Here is a 16680-nt window from a genome sequence, read left to right on the forward strand (position 1 = left end):
AAAACGCATGTCGCATGTCGTCATCGTCGGCGCTTCGGTCGCCGGCGTGAAACTCGCCCAGAACCTCCGGTCGGAAGGCTTCACCGCCCCGGTCACGCTCATCGACGCCGAGGACGACCCGCTCTACGACAAACCGCCCCTCTCGAAGGACTATCTGAGCGGCGCATCATCGGCGCAGGACATCGCCATGACGACGGCGGACGATCTGCACGCGCGCGAGATCTCCACCCGGTTCGGCGTCGCGGCGACGACGCTCGATCCCGCCGCGAAGACGCTGACACTCGACGACGGCAGCACGGCGTCCTACGACGTGCTCGTCATCGCCACCGGCGCCCGTGCCCGCCTCACGCCGTGGGCGTCGCTTCCGCACGTGCATGTCCTCCGCACCCGAACCGACGCCGAGCAGCTGCGCGGCGAGCTCGTCGCCGGGCGCCATCTCGCCGTGGTCGGAGCCGGCTTCGTCGGCGCCGAGGCCGCGGCCACCGCGCGGAAGGCGGATCTGCGCGTCACGATCATCGAGCCGCTCGGCGCACCCATGGGGCGGGCGATGAACACGGAGGTCGGCGGGATCTTCGCCGACAAGCACCGACGCGAAGGCGTCGAGTTCCGCTTCGGCATCTCGGTGGAGCGCGTGGAACCGGTCGGGCAGCGGTGCCGGCTCGTGCTCACGGACGGATCGACCCTCGATGTCGACGCGGTCCTGCTCGGCATCGGCGCCGTCCCCAACACCGAGTGGCTGGAGTCGTCGGGCGTGACGATCGACAACGGCATCGTCTGCGACTCGACCCTGTCCGCGGTCGGCATCCCCGACGTCTATGCGATCGGCGACGTGTCGAGGTTCTCCAACGATCGCCACCCCGAGTCGGTGCGGCTCGAGCACTGGACCAGCGCGGCCGATCAATCCGTGCTCATCGCCCACAACATCGCGCACCCGGACGACGCTCGCCACTACGATCCGACCGAATACGTCTGGAGCGACCAGTACGACTGGAAGATCCAGATCGTGGGCCTCACCGGGTCCGATCACTGGAGGATCGTCGGCGACCCCGCCGACGACCGGTTCGCCATCGTGTACGGCGTGGAAGGTCAGCCCATTCAGGGAGCGGTGATCGTGAACTGGCCGCGCGCGCTCATCGACTCCCGGCGATCGGTCGCCGGGCAAGCGCCCACCGAGGAGCTGGTCGGCCGGCTGCGTTCCCTCCTCGAGGCGTCGAAGGCCGCGGTGTGACACGCGCCGGCGCGAATCGCGGCACCCGTCGGCTGACCGGCGCGAAACCCTACGAGACCGCACCCTGGAGACCCTGAAATGCACACCGACGCCGCACTCGACGCCATCCACGATCTCGTCGACGCCAACCACGTCCTGGTCCGACGCGAGATCCTCGATGCCTTCGGGCACGTCAGCGTGCGCCACCCGGAGAGCCCCGAGACGTTCCTCATCTCGCGCAATCTCGCTCCCGGGCTCGTCACCGACCACGACATCCAGGTGACTGCGCTCGACGGCACCACGACAGACATGCGGCCGAGCTATCTCGAGCGTTTCCTCCACGCGGAGATCTATCGAGCACGTCCCGATGTGCATGCCGTCGTCCACAGTCACTCCGCCTCGATGGTGCCGTTCAGCATCTCCCGCACCCCGCTGCGCGCGGTGTGGCACATGGCGGGCTTCCTCGGAGACGCGGTGCCCGTCTTCGAGATCCGAGACACGGTCGGAGCCGGAAGCGATCTCCTGATCCGCGACGCCGCGCTCGGCGCCAGGCTGGCCGATGTGCTCGGCGACACAGCGGTCGCTCTGATGAGGGGACACGGATTCGTCGCCGTCGGCGGCTCGGTCCCCCAGGCCGTCGCCCGTGCCGTCTACGCCGACCTCAACGCGCGCGCGCAGGCGACGGCGATACAGCTGCTCGGCGACTATACGGCGCTCACCATCGAGGAGGGTGAGGCGGCGGCCGAGGCGAATGACGGGCAACTGGGGCGTGCGTGGGAGACCTGGCGGGCAGAGGCAGGACGTTCGCGCACGCGACGTGCGTGCGAGTAGCGCGGCGCCGGGATCGAGTGCGTCGTTCAGCCGTCTGCGTGGGGCGCTGTCAGCCCAACGACTCGGCGAGTTGCGTTGCCGCGTCCCGCAGCGCATGGCCGAACCGCTTCACCTTGGCGGCGGGCAGGCGTTGCACGGGAGCTGCGGCGTTGATCGCCAGTCTCAGCCCGGAGGAGACATGCACGGGAACGGCGACGCTTGCTACGCCCTCTTCGCTCTCCTGCCGATTGACGGCATAGCCGTCGGCGCGGACCTTCTCCAGCTGTGCAAGCAGCTGGTCGCGTGAGGTGAGCGAGTTGGGGGTCACGGTCTGGAGGCGTTCGCTCGGATAGAGGCGGAGCAGCTGCTCCTCACTCAGTTCGGCGAGCAGCGCCTTGCCTGTCGATGTGCTGTGCGCTGGCGACGATCTGCCCAGACGTGAGGCGACCCGGATCGCGACGTCGGGTTCCGAGGCTGCGAGGAACTTGACCTGGTCTCCCTCGAGCGTTCCCAGATGGCACGTCTCGCCGAGCAGTTGCACGAGATCGTCGAGGATCGGCTGCGCCAGCCGGGGGATGTCCGTGCGACGCAGCACAGAGAACGCGACTGTGGTGAGGGCTGGTCCGGGGCCGTACGCCTTGGTCACGGGATCCTGCCTGACGAATCCCCGCCAGGTGAGCATCGCCAGGAGGCGGTGAGCCGTGGACGACGCCACGCCCAGGTGAGTGCTCGCGTCCGTCAGCCGGATCTCCTGCTGCTCTCCGAGCAGCAGGATCAGCTTCAGGGCGTTGTCGACGGACTCGATCGGGTACTGCGGCGGATCGGTCGGAGACAGTCGCGGCGCCTTTTTCTGCACAACAGAGAGCTTATCAGCAGGGCGCACCGCTGGGGCGATGTCGTGATGCTCGACGGGTGGGCGAGGGGCGACCGCTCGGCGCCCGGGTGGAGCATGTCAGTGCCCGTTCTCTGGTGCGTCGGAGTCGCGTGCGGCCTCCTCGCCTCGGTCGAGCCGCTGGAGTTCGGCGAGCTGCGCAGGGGAGAGCGAGAAGTCGAGGATCGCGAGGTTCTCGGCGAGCCAGCGCGGATCGGCGGCCTGCGGGATCGGGACCAGCGAGTTCTCGGCGTGCCAGCGGAGAATGATCTGCGCTGGCGAGCGGCCCGCCTCTGCCGCGATGCGCACGACCGTCGGATGGTCGCGAAGGCCGCTGGATCTGCCGAGGGGGCTCCATGACTCGGTCACGATCCCGTGCCGCTCGTGGTAGCGGCGGGGCTCTTGTCGTGCGATGTCGGGACTGAGCTGGATCTGGTTGACGTCGGGGACGACGCCGGTGGCATCGATGATGCGCTCCAGGTGCGCGGGTTTGAAGTTCGAGACGCCGATGGCCCGGACCGCTCCCTCGGACAGGAGTCGGACGAGGCCCTTCCACGCCTCGACGTAGCGATCCAGCTGCGGCACCGGCCAGTGGCAGAGGTAGAGATCCAGGTACTCCAGTCCCAGCCGGCGGAGGCTGGCGTCGTACGCGCGGCGAACGCCCTCGACGCTGTGCGACTCCTTGTTGAACTTGCTGGTGACGAAGATCTCCTCGCGCGGGACGCCCGAGGAGCGGAGTGCGCGACCGACCTCCTGCTCGTTGCCGTAGGCGAACGCCGTGTCGATGAGCCGGTAGCCCATCTGCAACGCCGTGCGGACCGCATCTTCGCACTCGCCTCCGACCATCGGCCAGGTGCCCAGGCCGATGCGCGGGATGTCGTGACCGTGTCTGAGTTGCAGACGCGGCGCCGACGACGGGTGAGCCGCGGCTCCCGGCTCGTCGCTCACCCGGGCATCACCTCCGGGATGCGGCAAGTCGCCGCTCCAGCGCCCACAATGCGATGTTGCCGGCCAGGGCGATCAACGCGAGGAGAACGATGACGCCATACATGAGCGGCAGATCGAGTTGCCCGTATGCGCGCAGCGCGAGCAGTCCGAGCCCCGCTCTCGCCGCGAAGAAGTCGGCGATGATGACGTTGATCAGCGCGATGCTGAATCCGATGCGGATCCCCACCATCAGCGACGGCGCCATGGCCGGCACGTAGATCTTCGTCACCGTCTGCACCCGGGTCAGGCTCAGCGAGCGCGCGAGTTTCGGCAGCAACGGGCTCACGGCGCGGACCCCGGCCGCGGTCGACACCATGATCGGGAACACCGCCGCCAGTGCTCCCATCGCCGCCTGCGCCCCGACGCCGACTCCGAAGATCTGCAACAGCACGGGAAAGAACACGACCCGCGGGATCGCGAAGGCACCCGCGACGATGGGGTCGAACACCGCACCCAGGAACTTGCTGCGTCCGATCACGTAGCCGAGGGGGAAGCCGATCACTGCTGCGATCGCGAACCCGACGAGGACCGCGTTGACGGTCGCTCCGAGGGGGCGGTAGATCGAGCCGTCCGCGAAGGTGCTTGCCAGCGCGTCGAAGGCCGCGAACGGAGAGGCGACGAGATCGGATGCCAGTGACAGCAGCCACCAGAGCACGAACAGTCCGACCAGGACGGCGATTCTCCAGAGGTTGTCGGAGACGGTCTGGTTGCGTGCGCGCCGCGCCGACACGCGCGGCGCGGCGAGGGCCTTCGTGTCGAGACTCACAGCATGTCCCTCCGAATTCTCCGCTCCAGGGCCGTCAGCAGTCCGTTGACGATGACGCTGAGCACGACCACGATCATGATGTAGGCCCACATGTTGCCTGTCTGGAGCTCTCGGTAGTATAAGCCGACGCGGAACCCGATCCCTCTCGCGGCGAGGATGAACTCCATGGCGATGGTCCCGATGACCGCGTAGATGAAGCCGAGCCGGACCCCGGGGAAGATCAGCGGGGTGGCCGCAGGCAGGAGCACCTTGAGGTAGTACTGGCGGTTCGACGCATTGACCGACTTCGCCAGCTTGTGCAGGATCGGTTTGACCGCGTTCAGCGCCACCATCGTCGTCAGCGCGATGGGCACGAGCGCCATCGTGGCCGCGATCAGGATGATCGGGCCGGCATTGAGTCCGAGGAGCGCCAGCAGGACCGGGTAGAACAGCAGCGTCGGCATGGCGTACCCGGTCACGATGAAGGGCTCCAGCACCCGCCCCGCAGCAGGAACCTTCCAGAGGAACACTCCGAGCGCCAGACCCACCACGAGGCCGATGACGAAGGAGATCAGGATCGTCGAGAGCGATACCCAGGCGTCTCGCCCGAACTGGGGAGTCGGCACGATCGAGATGAGACGCCAGATGATCTCGGACGGTGGCACGAAGATCGCCGGGCTGATGGCACCCGCACGCGTCAGCACCTCAAGCAGCAGGAGCACCCCGACGATGATCCCCCATCGGAGGAGCGCCGCCTTGCGCTTCATCGGGAGCGCGTTCCCGCGACGCACGCGCCGTTGTTCGATGACTGCGGTCACGCTCGTTGAGCTCCTGCGCCGAGCGTCTTCTCGGCCTCGACCTTGATGAGGCTCCACAGATGGTCTTCGAGCTCGCGGAACCGCGGCAGCGCGTGCGTCCCGCTCGGGCGCGGCCTCGGCAGGTCCACCGTCACGACCTCCTTGACCACCGACGGCCGCGCCGACATCACCCACACCTCGTCCGAGAGGTAGACGGCCTCCTGGATGTCGTGCGTGATGAACAGGACCCGGTTGCGGGTCTTCTCCCAGATCTGCAGGAGCTCGCGCCCGATGAACTGGCGCGTCTGCTGGTCGAGCGCCCCGAACGGCTCATCCATCAGCAGCACTCGGGGTTGCATCGCCAGCGCCCGTGCGATGGCCACACGCTGCTTCATGCCCCCGGAGAGCTGACCGGGACGATGTGACTCGAACCCGCTCAGCCCGACCAGCTCGACCATCGAGCGAGCTGTCTCGTACCGTTCCGCCTTCGGCAGCCCATGCACTTCGAGACCGAACGCGACATTGTCGAGCACGCTCCGCCAGTGCAGCGTGGAATCCTCCTGGAACACCATGGAGGTGTCCTTGCGGGGGCCGGTGACCCTCTCGCCGTTGATCGAGATCGAGCCTTTCGTCGGCGTGAGCAGGCCGCCGACCATGTCCAGCAGCGTGCTCTTGCCGCAGCCGCTCGGACCGATCACGGAGACGAATCTTCCCTCCGGGATCGTGCCGGTCACGTTCGCGACCGCTTCCGTGCTCGCGGTGTCGCTGTGGAAGGTGATCCCGACCGCGTCGAAGACGACGTCTGTGACACCGGAGGCCCGGGTCGCCGTGGACGGCGTCATGCGAAGTCCTTCAGGACGATCGCGTCGACATCGGGGTCTCGTGTGATCTGGCCCTGCTCCCTGCCTGCCGCGATCACGGCGTCGATCTGCGCCTCGGTGAGGACGAGGCTGTAGAAGTCCTGCGAGTTGGAGAGCGCCTCGAACGCGATCTCCGGGGCGATCTCGATCGCCCGCCCGTAGATCTCCGACGCGCGCTCCAGATCCGTCGAGATCAGGTCCATCCCCTTCCCGATTGCGCGCTTCCAGGCCCTCAGCGCTTCCGCGTGCTCGTCGACGAAGTCGCCGGTCGCGACCAGGCATGTGTCGGACCATTCGGTCACGAAGTCGCGCGAGCGCCAGATCACCTTGCGGCCGCTCTCGGCGTCGATGATCTCCGAGAGCGGCGAGGCGCTCCACGCCACATCGATGACGCCCTGCGACGCCACCGTCCAGGAATCGGAGGCAGACCCCACCGCGACCAGCTCGACATCCTCACCCGGGATCAGCCCCGCCTCTCGAAGCGTGCGCTCCGCGAAGTACGTGGAGTTGGAGCCGGGCGCGCTGACGCCGACCGTCTTGCCACGGACATCTTCGATGGTGTTGATCGGCGAGTCGGGCACCGTGATGAAGTCCACGGAGGCGGCCGTGTACACGTTCCCGATGATCTTGATGTCGAGCCCGCTCTGCGCCGCGATGAACACGGGGATCGTCGACGTGGTGCCGAGCCCGATGCCCGACTCCACCCCGCGCACGGCGTCCAAGCCGCCGGGGAACTGGATGTGCTCGATCCGCAGGTTCTCCTCCTCGTAGAACCCCTCGGCCTCTGCGATGAAGAACGGCGCCGAGTGGATGAGGCTGGCAAGGCCGGTGACGACGGCGTCCCCGGCGTAGCCGGCTCGACCGCCGTTCCCGTTTCCGTTACCTGCGGGCGCGCACGCAGTCGCGCCCGCACCCAGGAACAGCACTCCTCCGGCTGCGGCAGAGAGCTTGATGAACCCTCTCCGGTCGAGTACCAGCTTGTTCGTTGCATGTTCGTTCGCCATTGAGCATTCCTTCGCCATTGACAGGGGATGGTGCGACAGCACCTCAGTAAAGCACGAAAGTTATCTGCTGTACAGAGGGATTGCCTGTAAAGCAGAAATCAGATCGCCAGGCCCAGCCGTTGCCGCCCAGCCGTGTCCACTGGCGATCCCCGTCCGCATCGTCAGGCATCCCATCCACGTGACCAGGACGCTTGACAGCAGCTGTCCATCGTCTCGGCGGCCCTGCCGAGAGCTCACCAGCGGCTCCCGAGGGCATCAGCGCGCCTAGGGTCAACTGGACGACGTTGTGCATTGGCATGCTGTTGTACTCGCCGAACTACTATCCATGCGCTGCAATAGCTGACGCACAGGTTCTTCCTCGACGGTCTCGTTCGCCAGCCAACGTTCGCGGAGTCGTCCACAGCTTCGCGGCGAGAACTACATATGCGCTGTCAGCGGAGGGTGACGGCGCGGTTGACCTGGGTTGGTGAGGGTCAGGCGTCGGAGTCGGTGAGGTCGAGCAGCGCCCGCGGGGTGAGGATGCGGGTCCCCTCGACAGTGAGCGCGCTCAGGTCAGGGTCACCGGAGACCAGCGCATCCGCCTCGGCTTCCGCGGCCAGCGCGAGGAGATAGTCGTCGTCCGGGTCCGAGGACAACCGTGGCGGATCGGCGACGTCGCGATGCCACTCGCCCAGCCGCTCGAGCTCGTCGGTGAATGCGGAGACGGCGTTCAGATCGAGGTATCGGCGGAACCGGGGGCGTGCCAGGACGCCACTCAACTCCGCGATCAACGCCGGTGAGACGATCGGCACGAGCAGGCCGGAGTCGATGAGGTCAAGGATGCGGGCGGTCGTTCGGCCCGGAGAGATCGCGGCCGAGACAAGGACATTGGGGTCCAGAACCACGCGCCGGGGCGCAGGATCGGTCACGCGCCTCGTTGCTCGGCGCGTCGTGCTCGCACCTCGGCCAGGGCGATCTCCGAGGCGTCATCGTCGTTCGCGGCGGTCGCGGTGCGGCTCGCGTCGAGGATGGCCCGCAGTCGTCCGCCACCGAGCCCGCGACGCAGCGCGGCGGCGATGACGGCATCGCGCGGGCGCCCTGAACCGGCGACCTGAGCGTCCACGAGACGCTCCAGATCGGCATCGAGCTCGATCTCCACGGTGCTCATCGGAACCTCCTCACGCCTCCAGGATACGCGAGGTCGGCGCCGCGCGCCTTGATGATCCGCGAGGGCCGTCGCGTAGCGTTCCATGACTCGAGTGCTCCGCGTGATGGCTCGATGCATGGGCGTTGCGTGGGTGTTGCAGCTGCAACGTTGCATGAGGGCGGTTGCTCCGCGGCCTGCGCTGTCGACCTCCTGCTCGGAAGCAGACCTCTCGTTTCCCGCACCCCCGCGTGCGGCAGCTTCCCCTCGGCGTCCGGGTGGTGCTCTGGTCGCGAGTGCGATGTTCGTCCCAGAGGGTTGGTCCGGTCCGCGTGCGCCCTGACGAACGCGGATCGTCCCGCCGCGCAGCCCGGCGTGACGTGATCGTGGATGCCTCGAATGCGATCGCGGCGTGGTCGCGTCTCCGTGCCGGCGCCGGTCGTGGACCCGTCCGCGGCGACTCGTCGCGTCGCGGGCGCCGACTCCGATCGGACGGCGGGGTTCGGGCTTGCCCGCCTCTACTGAAAGAGGTTTGTGGGGTTCTGGGCAAATGAGAGACGTCGCGGTGCGGCGGGCCAGCAGCGGCGGGGCGAGTCATGCGCCGAGTGCCGGGCCGGATCGCTGAGCAGGGCGGCTCTGTGCGGGATCGAGGAGGGGCAGCCGGGCGCGGCGCTCCGGGGAGGCGTCGCCGGGAGTCTTGCGGGTCGCGGCGAGTGCGATCGCGCCGGTGGGGTCATTGTCGACGAAATCGCGGATGTCGCGGGCTCCTGTCACGAGCTGCGCGGTGCCGGATGCGATGAGGAGATTCGTTCCTGCGCTGGCTATGGACGTGACCGGGCCGGGGAACGCGGCGACAGGGCGACCGAGCTGGCGGGCGTGGTCGGCGGTGATGAGCGTGCTGCTGCGGGTACTGGCTTCCACGATCACGGTGACCGCCGATGCTGCGGCCACGATGCGGCCGCGTTGCATCATCCGCCATCTGGTCGGTGCCGAGCCGGGCGGCAACTCGGAGACGATGGCGCCGCGCTCGGCGATGCGTTCGGCCAGGTCTGCGTGACCGGCGGGGTAGGGACGGTCGAGTCCGGTGGCGAATACGGCGATGCTGCTGCCGCCGGAACTGAGGGTGGCACGGTGCGCTGCGCCGCTGATGCCATATTCGCCGGTGGAGACGATGACCCTCTCGTCGCTGGCAAGCTCAGCGGCGGTCTCTGCCGCGAGATGTCCACCGTAGCTGGTCGCGGCCTTTGCCCCGAGGAGTGCGATGCGTCGGTCGAGCGCATCTGCGAGCAGGCTGGTGTCGCCGCGTTGGAACAACGCGATCGGTGGCATCTTTAGATCGTCCAGCGTGGCCGGCCAGTCGGGATCTCCGGGGATGGTGACGGCGATGCCACGTTTCTCGCAGGCATCGAGAACGCGTTGCACGGTGTCGGTGCGCAAACGGGTGGTGAGTCGAACCTGCCAGTCCGCGAATCCTTCGCGGGTGATGCCGTCGGGAATGCTGTCGCTGACGTCTTGGGCGAGCCGGATGGTCTGCTCCGCACCGTGTCGGTGGATGAGCGTGGACGTGATCGGGTCGCCGGGTTCGCTGATTGCGGCGAGTTGCACCCGCACCTCGAGCTCGGCGGTGCGTTCGGCTTCGGTGGGCATGGTGGAGCTCCTGTCTGTCGTGACGAGCGTTGTGCTCGCACAGGCAGGTGCGGGTCGATTTTGCCTCCGAGCCCGATCGTGGCCGGGTCAGGGGGCGAGGGCGTGACCCCCGGACATCCGGGGCGGTGAGACAACGGGGCCGCTGATCGGCGGGAGTCTACGCGCGATGCGTGGCTGATCGACTGGAGCAGGATCATCGAGGGCCGTGCTGGAGATGTCGAAGCCTCCCCACGGGGAGTATCCGGGCACGTGGCGGGTCCCGATGCCGCCGCGGTCGGTGATGAGCGGTGCGCCGTCGATCTGCCAGTCGTCGGGGTAGTGGTCGCGTATCCAGGCCAGTGCCTTCTTCGAGAGCTTCCCTTGGTTTCGGGTCTCGATGTGGGCGGGAACGACGGGGAGGTCTCTCCAGCCGGGCCAGGCGTGATCGTGCCATGCTTCCACGATGTGTGCTTCGGTTCCGATCGCGTGCCATTCGCAGGGCTCGCAGATGCCTTGATGGAGCAGATCGCCGACGCAGGCGCAGGGCAGGGGCCTGCCGTCCTCGCCTTCTTCGTGCTTCCACCTGTCGCATCGCAGGTCGGCGGTGAAGCTGACGAGGCTGTGCCCGTTGGCCTCGCCGTGTGGGTCGACGGGGCTGGCGGGGTGCCACATGTGGCTGCGCGCGTATGAGCCGAAGTGTCCGTGGAGGAAGATCCAGTGGTCCCAGGCGGCTTCGAGTTCAGAGGGCCGGTGGTAGTCGGTGGTGAAGTGGAGCGGTGCGGGTCCTTTCCAGGGCGGCGCGGCGGCGACGTCGGCCTCGTGGATCATCGTGTCGAGGTCGAATGCGAGTTGGCCTTCGGCGGGGCGGCGCTGCTTGGGCATGTCGAGTTCCTCTCAGAACAGCGTGATCTGGCCGTCTCGGGTCTGACGCGCGGTGAGTGTGCCGACGGCGGTGAAGGGGCTGAGGCGGGTCGATCGAGCTGTGCTGGGCTCCACGGCGGGAAGATGCTTGCCGAGCACGGTCTTCACATCGCTCCACAGGTCGGGGCGGTCGAGGGCGGCGTCGCGGCCGCATTGGTGTGCGAGCTGTTGCATGAAGCCGTCGCGCCGCTCGGCGGTGGACAGTTGCGCGTCGTAGAAGCCGTCGAGGTTGTAGTGGGCGATGAAGCCGAAGTAGCCGTGTGTAGAGAGGCCGAGGTACAGGCGTCGGCTGAACTTCTCCCGTGGGAACCCTGCTGCGGCGAAGCGGAGGAACTCGTTGACGAATCGCGCTTTGCGTTCGGGCGTGCCGGAGTCCCAGCCGGAGGGCTGGAACTGCTCGGGCTGGTAGCGAGTGGGCATGTCGGCTCCTTACTGGTGCGGGCAGGTCGCCCGTCGTCAGGAAGGTGCGGTCGTGGGCGAGGTTGCGAGCGGCAGGCGTCGTCACGGCCGGGGCTCGGCCGCGGGCTCCAGCGTGTAGTGGTGACCGGGCAGGAGCGACGGCAATACCGAGAGTGAGTAGTGGTCCGCCTCGGTGACGATCTGCCAACTGCCGAGGACGACGCCGCCGTGGTCGTCGATGTAGGCGAAGAACACGTCGTCGTCATCGTGCTCGGTCGTCGGCCAGTAGTACCTGCGGTGGTCGTAGTCAGCCCACGCCCAGGCTTCCAGGATGTCGCTAGCGTCGCCGCCGGAGACGGCGGGTTCGAGTTCCCCGTCGACCGTCGTGACGTAGGTCGCAGTCACGGTGACGGGCTCCTCGCCGCCTGCCGGGGTGAAGGTGAAGGCCCGCTTGTCGCCGGGCTGGGGGTCGGTCGTGGTGGGTTCGGCACTCATGGTGTCCTCCGTTTCGTGAGGGGCGGGCGGCGGAGCGCCGCCCGCCCGATGGGTGGTTAGTCGTCGGCTCGCTGGTCTGCTGCCCAGGCGAGGAGGGCCTCGAATGTGGCGGTGTCTGCGGCTGTGGACTCGAATGCGGTGTGCGCGTCGTCCAGGCCGCGGGCGCTGTAGCGGGCGACCGTGACGGCTTGGGCTGGGAGCGGCGGCTGGGGGTCTCGGAACCCGAAGATGTGCCGGGTGAAGACCGGGCCGACGATGCTGCGGCTGGCGCGGCTGACGTATCGCTTGCGGTCTTTGTCGTGATGGGTGGTCAGTTCGAGGGCGAAGCGCACCTCGTCGCCGTCACGGTCGGGCTGCGCGGTGTCGTCGAGCAGGAAGCGGGTCGTGATCGAGCGGTCGCCGGTGCGTCGGTCGCTGCGGATGGTGTGCGTGGTCATGGTGTCTTCCTTGTCTGGTTCAGTCGTCGGTGGTGGCGATGTCGAAGTCGAACGGCATCTGGGTGGTGGAGTAGCGGTCGTCGCCCTCGGAGCCGAAGGCCGATTCCCATTCGCTGAGGCTGAGTTCGCCGTCGAGGATGAGGGCGGTGACGAAGAGACCGAGTGGTGAGTAGTGCCAGGCGCGGCGCACGTCGTCTTCGCCCGTCGGTGACAGGTCGGTCGGTGCCTCGGCCCAGGCTGCGACGATCCGCTGCGCCTGGGGCTGGGTGAGCAGCCAGCCGGTGCCGAGGATGCCCTCGTCCGCCGCCGCCCCGTCTATGACGACGGGTTCCGGGAGCGGGTGTCCGGTGATGGTGAGTTGCATGAGTGTCCTCCTTGGGTCGTGACGGGCCTGCGGAACCCTGGTGGCTCCTCCCACCCCGCCTGTGCCTTTCGGCACTTGCCGACCCGTCGCCGAATGGCGACTGCGGGCAAGGGACCGTGGAATACCACAGCGGCCAACGGCCGCGCGGATATGCCGCGAAAGCCCTTGACGGCAGGCGACTCGGCGATAGGCTGATCGGCCGAAAGCACTCTCCCGCTCCAGCCCTCTGAGAGTCCACAGCCCGCCCACACCCCTGCGGCGAGCACGCAACTTGTCGAGTTGTCACCGTGGGCCGCCGACTTCCGACCGAATCGCCTGTAGTCGCATGGTGATCGCCTGTGCTCGGGCGTGTCCGGGCGACACGCGCGGCTGCTCCCTCGCGCAGCGGCTAGAGAGAAGTTCGCACTGGTCAACGGCGACCGTGCGCTGGGACGACTCCGCACCTGGGGTCGGGACGCGCGTTCGCCGGACCCGTGCAAGGGGAGGGAGTACCCGTGTCGTCTATCGCAGCGCGCACTCGGCGCGTCGGATCGAGCGCACCGTCGACGGCCGGTGTCGCCCGCGGGGTCGTGGTGACCGCGATCGGCGGAAACGTGGCGATCGCGCTGGGCGGCTTCTGGCTGTCGTTCACGTCTCTGAGCGACCTCGCCGGCTCTGCCGGCATCCCCACGAGCCAGGCATGGGTCTGGCCGCTGATCGTGGACGGGATGATCGTCGTCGCCACCGTCTCGGTGATGGCCTTGAGCACGCACGGCTGGCGGGCGACGTGGTTCCCGTGGCTTCTGCTGATGGCCGGCACGGTGGTCTCGGTGCTCGGCAACGGCGTGCATGCCGCGCTCTACGGCGATCCGGCGATGTCCGTGTCCATCCGCGTGGCGATCTCCGCCGTGCCGCCGCTGGTTCTGCTGGCGTCAACGCACCTGGCGGCCATGCTCATTCGCCGGGCTCGGCGCGTCCCGTCGCTCGTCGTGGGACCGCCGACCGGCTCCGAGATCCTGCGCCTGTCCGATCCTCCTGCGGATGAGACGCCCGTCGAATCGGCCACCCGTGACGACGCGATGCGACTGAAAGGTCTCGACTGGTCGAACCGCAGGATCGCCAAAGCGTTGGGCGTGCATCCGACCACCATCGGCCGCTGGCTGAACGCGGATGCGGGAAGCGAGGCTCCGGTCGAGACGGGCACCTACGAGAAGACCCCGCCGGCCGACTGAGCCGTCGGACAACCAAGGAGGAAGTCATGGATCAGGACACCTCAGAGCACTCCGCGTTCGCCGTGCATCGCGATCCGTCCGTGGACAGGGCGTTACGCCGCTCCACGCCCCGCGCCGCTCGCGCCGGCTACGGCATCGAGTGGGTCGCGCCGGCTGAACTCGGCACGCGGGTCAGCACGGGCGTCATCGCACTCGGTGCCCGTGTGAACCGCGCCGTGGTCACTCGTGCTCGCTCGGCGATCGCCGACCGAGCACGCAAACTCGCTCCCCTTCGCGCGTTCGGCAAGACGAACCGTGACGAGCGCTCCCAAGGGCTGTCGATCTGACCCGGCGCTGCGGGCGTTGAGCCCCAGCCCAGCACCGCTCCCACACCACCCACTCGTTCGGGGATCGCACCGCACCTGTGGGTATGGAGAGCGCGAACCTCATGTTCGATCAGCCCGACGACGCTTCGGCCGCGCCGGGATTCACCAGCGCGGAGGGATTCCGTGCGTTCCTACGGCGGGTGGAGAGCGACGGCTCCTGGGCCACTGATCCAGGAGTACCGGAGCTGCTCGCGTTCGTGCGAGCGAAGTACGAGCGCCTGGCACGGAAGTGGGAGCGCGACCCGGACGACGCCCTGGCGATCGCATTCTTCATCATGCGCACCGAGGCCGCCCGCGAAGCGGACGACCCGTGGGCGATGCTGACGTCGGCGGTGGCGCGGAAACTAAAGGCCGAAGCGCACTCGGACTGGCTGATGGTGTCGCTGGAGCGTGCAAGCCATCCCGCGCAGATCGAGCACGAACGGCCGGTGCGCGCCGGGGCCTACGAGCACATCCTCGACCGGCTGGTCGCTCCCGAGGCACCCGAGGGCGAAGACGACGCACAGTGGCTCTCCTTCACCCTGACCGGCATCCTGATCGGGCTCAGCTGGCCGCGCGCCGTCGCGGAGGGATGCGTCGACTACATCCTCGACCGGGTGATCCGATCCGGGCGCAGAGAGGCCGCCGCCGACGCGCTGCGACGCGACATCACGATGCTCGCGCTGTACCAGCTGCCCCGAGCGTCCTGGCTGGTGCTGCTGCGGGAACTCCTCGGCCCGATCGGTCGGCCCGGACAGGTCGTGCGCCGCGGGGTGATCGCGCGGCTGCTGCTGGATGAGCCCGTGCCAGAGCTGCTGGCCGATGACCGCCTCGTACTGTCGCTGCACGAGGCTGCTCCCATTCAAGGGCAACGGTCATGAGCGAGGGCTACATCGACCTGAACCGTGCCACGGACTCCATCAAAGTCCTGACTCGCGCCAAGTTAGTGCGTGACGCTCGCGGCGACGGCGTCGAGGATGGCTTGCGCCGTGTCGCCGGGTGGGGTCTTCGCTACGATCTCGTTCCCGTTGATGCTGATCGTGACGTCTCGCAGCGGTCGCAGGGTGCGGACGATCTTGCGGACGCTCGCCCCGGTGATGTCCTGGAGATGGCGTGAGATCGCGAGGGCCGTGAACACGATCGTGAGGTGCGCGTGGATCGAGTCGGCCTCATGATGGAACATCGGTCTCGCACGGAGGTCGGTCTTCGCCATCCGGAACGATGCCTCGACCTGGAACAGTTCGTGATACGCGGCCACGATCTCATTCCCGGTGAGCCGGACCTGGGGAATGTTGGTGACGTACCCCTTCAGCCCAGCCAGTTGACGGGCCCGGTCGACGAGGACCTGATCGACGGCGGGGCGGGTGCCGGTGAGCTTGACGAACCGGTCCTTCTTGAGCGGCTTGGTCCCGTCGGCGATCTTCTGCGCCCGTTCGACCTGCTTGTCGAGGGTGTGGTTGTCGCGCCGGTCACGCTTGGCCGAGTAGTGATAGACCACCCGCCGCTGTCTGGCGTTCTCCCGGACGCCCATGATCCGCTTCGACTCCATGGTCTCGCCGTCGTGGAGGACGCCGCCGTGCGCGTCGAAGTGCTCGGCCAGGTCGTAAGGGGCCTTGCTGATTCGGGAGCCGACGATGAACGAGAACCCGGCGTCCTCGATCTGGTTCAGGTTCGACGCGGACAGCATGCCGGCGTCGGCGACGACCACGACGTCGTCGACTGCGTGTCGGTCTTGGAACGCGCGGAGCACGGGCAACAGCGTGAGCGTCTCGCCGGTGTTTCCGGGGAACTCGTGAACCTCAAGCGGGAACCCGTCCGGGGTGACCAGCATCCCCACCAGGATCTGCGGGTCGACGCGGCGCTCCTTGCTCATCCCCACCTTCCGCAGCGCGTCCTCGTCCTCGGCCTCGAAGTAGAGCGTGGTCACGTCGTAGAGCACCAGCTTCACGTGCCCATGTCGGGTCGCATGCGCATACGCAGCGGTCGCGAGCTTGTCCCGCCAATCGTGTTCAACACATCTCGCGAGGGTCCGCCAGATCGTCCGCAGCCCGGGCGCCGGCACCCCGAGCTCGCCGAGCACCCGGATCGTGTCAGCCTTGCTCGTCGGCTCGACCACGCGAGCGAGGACCAGCTTCATGAACACGTCGTCATCGACAGCGGCATCGAAACCGAGCCGCCGATACGCGGCCTCCAGCACGTCCCACAGCACCCGCGAACGAGATCCCGTCACGGTCGGCGCCGCCCCGGTCGGCGCAGTCGGTGTCAGCGCGTCCAGATCGAACGTCTGCTGCCCGGCATGGATCTTGCTCTTCGCAACCGCCACCAACGCCGCAAGCTGCGCGTCGTCATGCGCCGAGCCGATGTGCTCGAGGATCGTCTGCACTCCGCGACGAGTATGCGCGATCTGCACCGCCGTCGCCCCGGAACGCGTCTTCACCTTCCGGACGAACAACCCCATCGAGGGAGTCTAAATCGCCGC

General features: G+C 67.9%; 20 protein-coding genes. 5 read left to right on the plus strand and 15 right to left on the minus strand.

All coding sequences use genetic code 11. The features are described 5' to 3' along the window. Window positions 1–7 precede the first annotated feature (7 nt). Both MICSW_RS01060 and MICSW_RS01065 read left to right on the plus strand, forming a co-directional pair. Window positions 8–1228 carry an NAD(P)/FAD-dependent oxidoreductase gene (locus tag MICSW_RS01060; RefSeq protein WP_464496517.1) on the plus strand — a complete coding sequence of 407 codons (1221 nt, stop codon included), beginning with the start codon at window positions 8–10 and terminating at the stop codon, window positions 1226–1228. Window positions 1229–1306: 78 nt separating this feature from the next. Next, window positions 1307–2038, plus strand: a complete 732-nt coding sequence (locus tag MICSW_RS01065; protein ID WP_464496518.1) for a class II aldolase/adducin family protein — start codon at window positions 1307–1309, stop codon at window positions 2036–2038. A 49-nt stretch (window positions 2039–2087) separates the two neighbouring features. Here MICSW_RS01065 and MICSW_RS01070 read toward each other — a convergent pair whose 3' ends face one another. The 14 genes from MICSW_RS01070 to MICSW_RS01135 form a co-directional block, all read right to left on the minus strand. Next, complete coding sequence (locus tag MICSW_RS01070; protein ID WP_464496519.1) at window positions 2088–2873, minus strand: IclR family transcriptional regulator; 786 nt, start codon at window positions 2871–2873, stop codon at window positions 2088–2090. Between the two features lie 96 nt (window positions 2874–2969). After that, window positions 2970–3836 carry an aldo/keto reductase gene (locus tag MICSW_RS01075; RefSeq protein WP_464496520.1) on the minus strand — a complete coding sequence of 289 codons (867 nt, stop codon included), beginning with the start codon at window positions 3834–3836 and terminating at the stop codon, window positions 2970–2972. 7 nt (window positions 3837–3843) lie between these two features. Continuing rightward, window positions 3844–4641, minus strand: a complete 798-nt coding sequence (locus MICSW_RS01080) for an ABC transporter permease (protein WP_464496521.1) — start codon at window positions 4639–4641, stop codon at window positions 3844–3846. Next, window positions 4638–5438 carry an ABC transporter permease gene (locus tag MICSW_RS01085; protein WP_464496522.1) on the minus strand — a complete coding sequence of 267 codons (801 nt, stop codon included), beginning with the start codon at window positions 5436–5438 and terminating at the stop codon, window positions 4638–4640. The genes MICSW_RS01080 and MICSW_RS01085 overlap by 4 nt, the downstream gene beginning before the upstream one ends. Beyond that, window positions 5435–6259 (minus strand): ABC transporter ATP-binding protein, encoded by an 825-nt coding sequence (locus MICSW_RS01090; protein WP_464496523.1) that lies wholly within the window; start codon window positions 6257–6259, stop codon window positions 5435–5437. The genes MICSW_RS01085 and MICSW_RS01090 overlap by 4 nt, the downstream gene beginning before the upstream one ends. Beyond that, window positions 6256–7281, minus strand: a complete 1026-nt coding sequence (locus MICSW_RS01095; protein ID WP_464496524.1) for an ABC transporter substrate-binding protein — start codon at window positions 7279–7281, stop codon at window positions 6256–6258. The genes MICSW_RS01090 and MICSW_RS01095 overlap by 4 nt, the downstream gene beginning before the upstream one ends. 473 nt (window positions 7282–7754) lie before the next feature. Next, window positions 7755–8189, minus strand: a complete 435-nt coding sequence (locus tag MICSW_RS01100; protein ID WP_464496525.1) for a putative toxin-antitoxin system toxin component, PIN family — start codon at window positions 8187–8189, stop codon at window positions 7755–7757. Continuing rightward, window positions 8186–8428, minus strand: a complete 243-nt coding sequence (locus MICSW_RS01105) for a hypothetical protein (RefSeq protein WP_464496526.1) — start codon at window positions 8426–8428, stop codon at window positions 8186–8188. Before MICSW_RS01105 ends, MICSW_RS01100 begins: the two co-directional genes overlap by 4 nt. A 570-nt stretch (window positions 8429–8998) precedes the next feature. Continuing rightward, complete coding sequence (locus tag MICSW_RS01110; protein ID WP_464496527.1) at window positions 8999–10051, minus strand: DNA-processing protein DprA; 1053 nt, start codon at window positions 10049–10051, stop codon at window positions 8999–9001. Window positions 10052–10138: 87 nt separating this feature from the next. Beyond that, window positions 10139–10912, minus strand: a complete 774-nt coding sequence (locus MICSW_RS01115; RefSeq protein WP_464496528.1) for a DUF6349 family protein — start codon at window positions 10910–10912, stop codon at window positions 10139–10141. Window positions 10913–10924: 12 nt separating this feature from the next. Next, on the minus strand, window positions 10925–11371 hold the full coding sequence (locus tag MICSW_RS01120; RefSeq protein WP_464496529.1) for a hypothetical protein: 447 nt from the start codon (window positions 11369–11371) through the stop codon (window positions 10925–10927). An 81-nt stretch (window positions 11372–11452) separates the two neighbouring features. After that, on the minus strand, window positions 11453–11845 hold the full coding sequence (locus MICSW_RS01125) for a hypothetical protein (protein WP_464496530.1): 393 nt from the start codon (window positions 11843–11845) through the stop codon (window positions 11453–11455). A 56-nt stretch (window positions 11846–11901) separates the two neighbouring features. Next, a complete protein-coding gene (locus MICSW_RS01130) occupies window positions 11902–12282 on the minus strand; it encodes a hypothetical protein (protein WP_464496531.1) in 381 nt (126 codons plus the stop codon). A 19-nt stretch (window positions 12283–12301) separates the two neighbouring features. Beyond that, complete coding sequence (locus tag MICSW_RS01135; protein ID WP_464496532.1) at window positions 12302–12646, minus strand: hypothetical protein; 345 nt, start codon at window positions 12644–12646, stop codon at window positions 12302–12304. A gap of 494 nt (window positions 12647–13140) precedes the next feature. Here MICSW_RS01135 and MICSW_RS01140 point away from each other — a divergent pair, with 494 nt between their 5' ends. The 3 genes from MICSW_RS01140 to MICSW_RS01150 all read left to right on the plus strand — a co-directional run bounded on the left by MICSW_RS01140 (window position 13141) and on the right by MICSW_RS01150 (window position 15082). Continuing rightward, entirely contained in the window at window positions 13141–13857 is a 717-nt protein-coding gene (locus MICSW_RS01140) for a DUF2637 domain-containing protein (protein WP_464496533.1), read from the plus strand. A 26-nt stretch (window positions 13858–13883) separates the two neighbouring features. Further along, window positions 13884–14183: a hypothetical protein gene (locus tag MICSW_RS01145; RefSeq protein WP_464496534.1), complete on the plus strand. Its 300-nt coding sequence runs from the start codon at window positions 13884–13886 to the stop codon at window positions 14181–14183. Between the two features lie 83 nt (window positions 14184–14266). Continuing rightward, on the plus strand, window positions 14267–15082 hold the full coding sequence (locus MICSW_RS01150; RefSeq protein WP_464496535.1) for a hypothetical protein: 816 nt from the start codon (window positions 14267–14269) through the stop codon (window positions 15080–15082). A 62-nt stretch (window positions 15083–15144) separates the two neighbouring features. Here MICSW_RS01150 and MICSW_RS01155 read toward each other — a convergent pair whose 3' ends face one another. After that, a complete protein-coding gene (locus MICSW_RS01155) occupies window positions 15145–16659 on the minus strand; it encodes an IS1634 family transposase (RefSeq protein WP_464496536.1) in 1515 nt (504 codons plus the stop codon). Between the last annotated feature and the right edge of the window lie 21 nt (window positions 16660–16680).

The organism is Microbacterium sp. SW12, assembly GCF_055391095.1.

What these genes read in the sequence shown, in the direction of transcription:
- MICSW_RS01150 (WP_464496535.1), top strand. Translation starts at nt 14,267, where the DNA reads ATGGAGAGCGCGAACCTCATGTTCGATCAGCCCGACGACGCTTCGGCC.
- MICSW_RS01095 (WP_464496524.1), bottom strand. Translation starts at nt 7,281, where the DNA reads ATGGCGAACGAACATGCAACGAACAAGCTGGTACTCGACCGGAGAGGG.
- MICSW_RS01130 (WP_464496531.1), bottom strand. Translation starts at nt 12,282, where the DNA reads ATGACCACGCACACCATCCGCAGCGACCGACGCACCGGCGACCGCTCG.
- MICSW_RS01120 (WP_464496529.1), bottom strand. Translation starts at nt 11,371, where the DNA reads ATGCCCACTCGCTACCAGCCCGAGCAGTTCCAGCCCTCCGGCTGGGAC.
- MICSW_RS01065 (WP_464496518.1), top strand. Translation starts at nt 1,307, where the DNA reads ATGCACACCGACGCCGCACTCGACGCCATCCACGATCTCGTCGACGCC.
- MICSW_RS01155 (WP_464496536.1), bottom strand. Translation starts at nt 16,659, where the DNA reads ATGGGGTTGTTCGTCCGGAAGGTGAAGACGCGTTCCGGGGCGACGGCG.
- MICSW_RS01145 (WP_464496534.1), top strand. Translation starts at nt 13,884, where the DNA reads ATGGATCAGGACACCTCAGAGCACTCCGCGTTCGCCGTGCATCGCGAT.
- MICSW_RS01090 (WP_464496523.1), bottom strand. Translation starts at nt 6,259, where the DNA reads ATGACGCCGTCCACGGCGACCCGGGCCTCCGGTGTCACAGACGTCGTC.
- MICSW_RS01135 (WP_464496532.1), bottom strand. Translation starts at nt 12,646, where the DNA reads ATGCAACTCACCATCACCGGACACCCGCTCCCGGAACCCGTCGTCATA.
- MICSW_RS01115 (WP_464496528.1), bottom strand. Translation starts at nt 10,912, where the DNA reads ATGCCCAAGCAGCGCCGCCCCGCCGAAGGCCAACTCGCATTCGACCTC.
- MICSW_RS01125 (WP_464496530.1), bottom strand. Translation starts at nt 11,845, where the DNA reads ATGAGTGCCGAACCCACCACGACCGACCCCCAGCCCGGCGACAAGCGG.
- MICSW_RS01060 (WP_464496517.1), top strand. Translation starts at nt 8, where the DNA reads ATGTCGCATGTCGTCATCGTCGGCGCTTCGGTCGCCGGCGTGAAACTC.
- MICSW_RS01105 (WP_464496526.1), bottom strand. Translation starts at nt 8,428, where the DNA reads ATGAGCACCGTGGAGATCGAGCTCGATGCCGATCTGGAGCGTCTCGTG.
- MICSW_RS01110 (WP_464496527.1), bottom strand. Translation starts at nt 10,051, where the DNA reads ATGCCCACCGAAGCCGAACGCACCGCCGAGCTCGAGGTGCGGGTGCAA.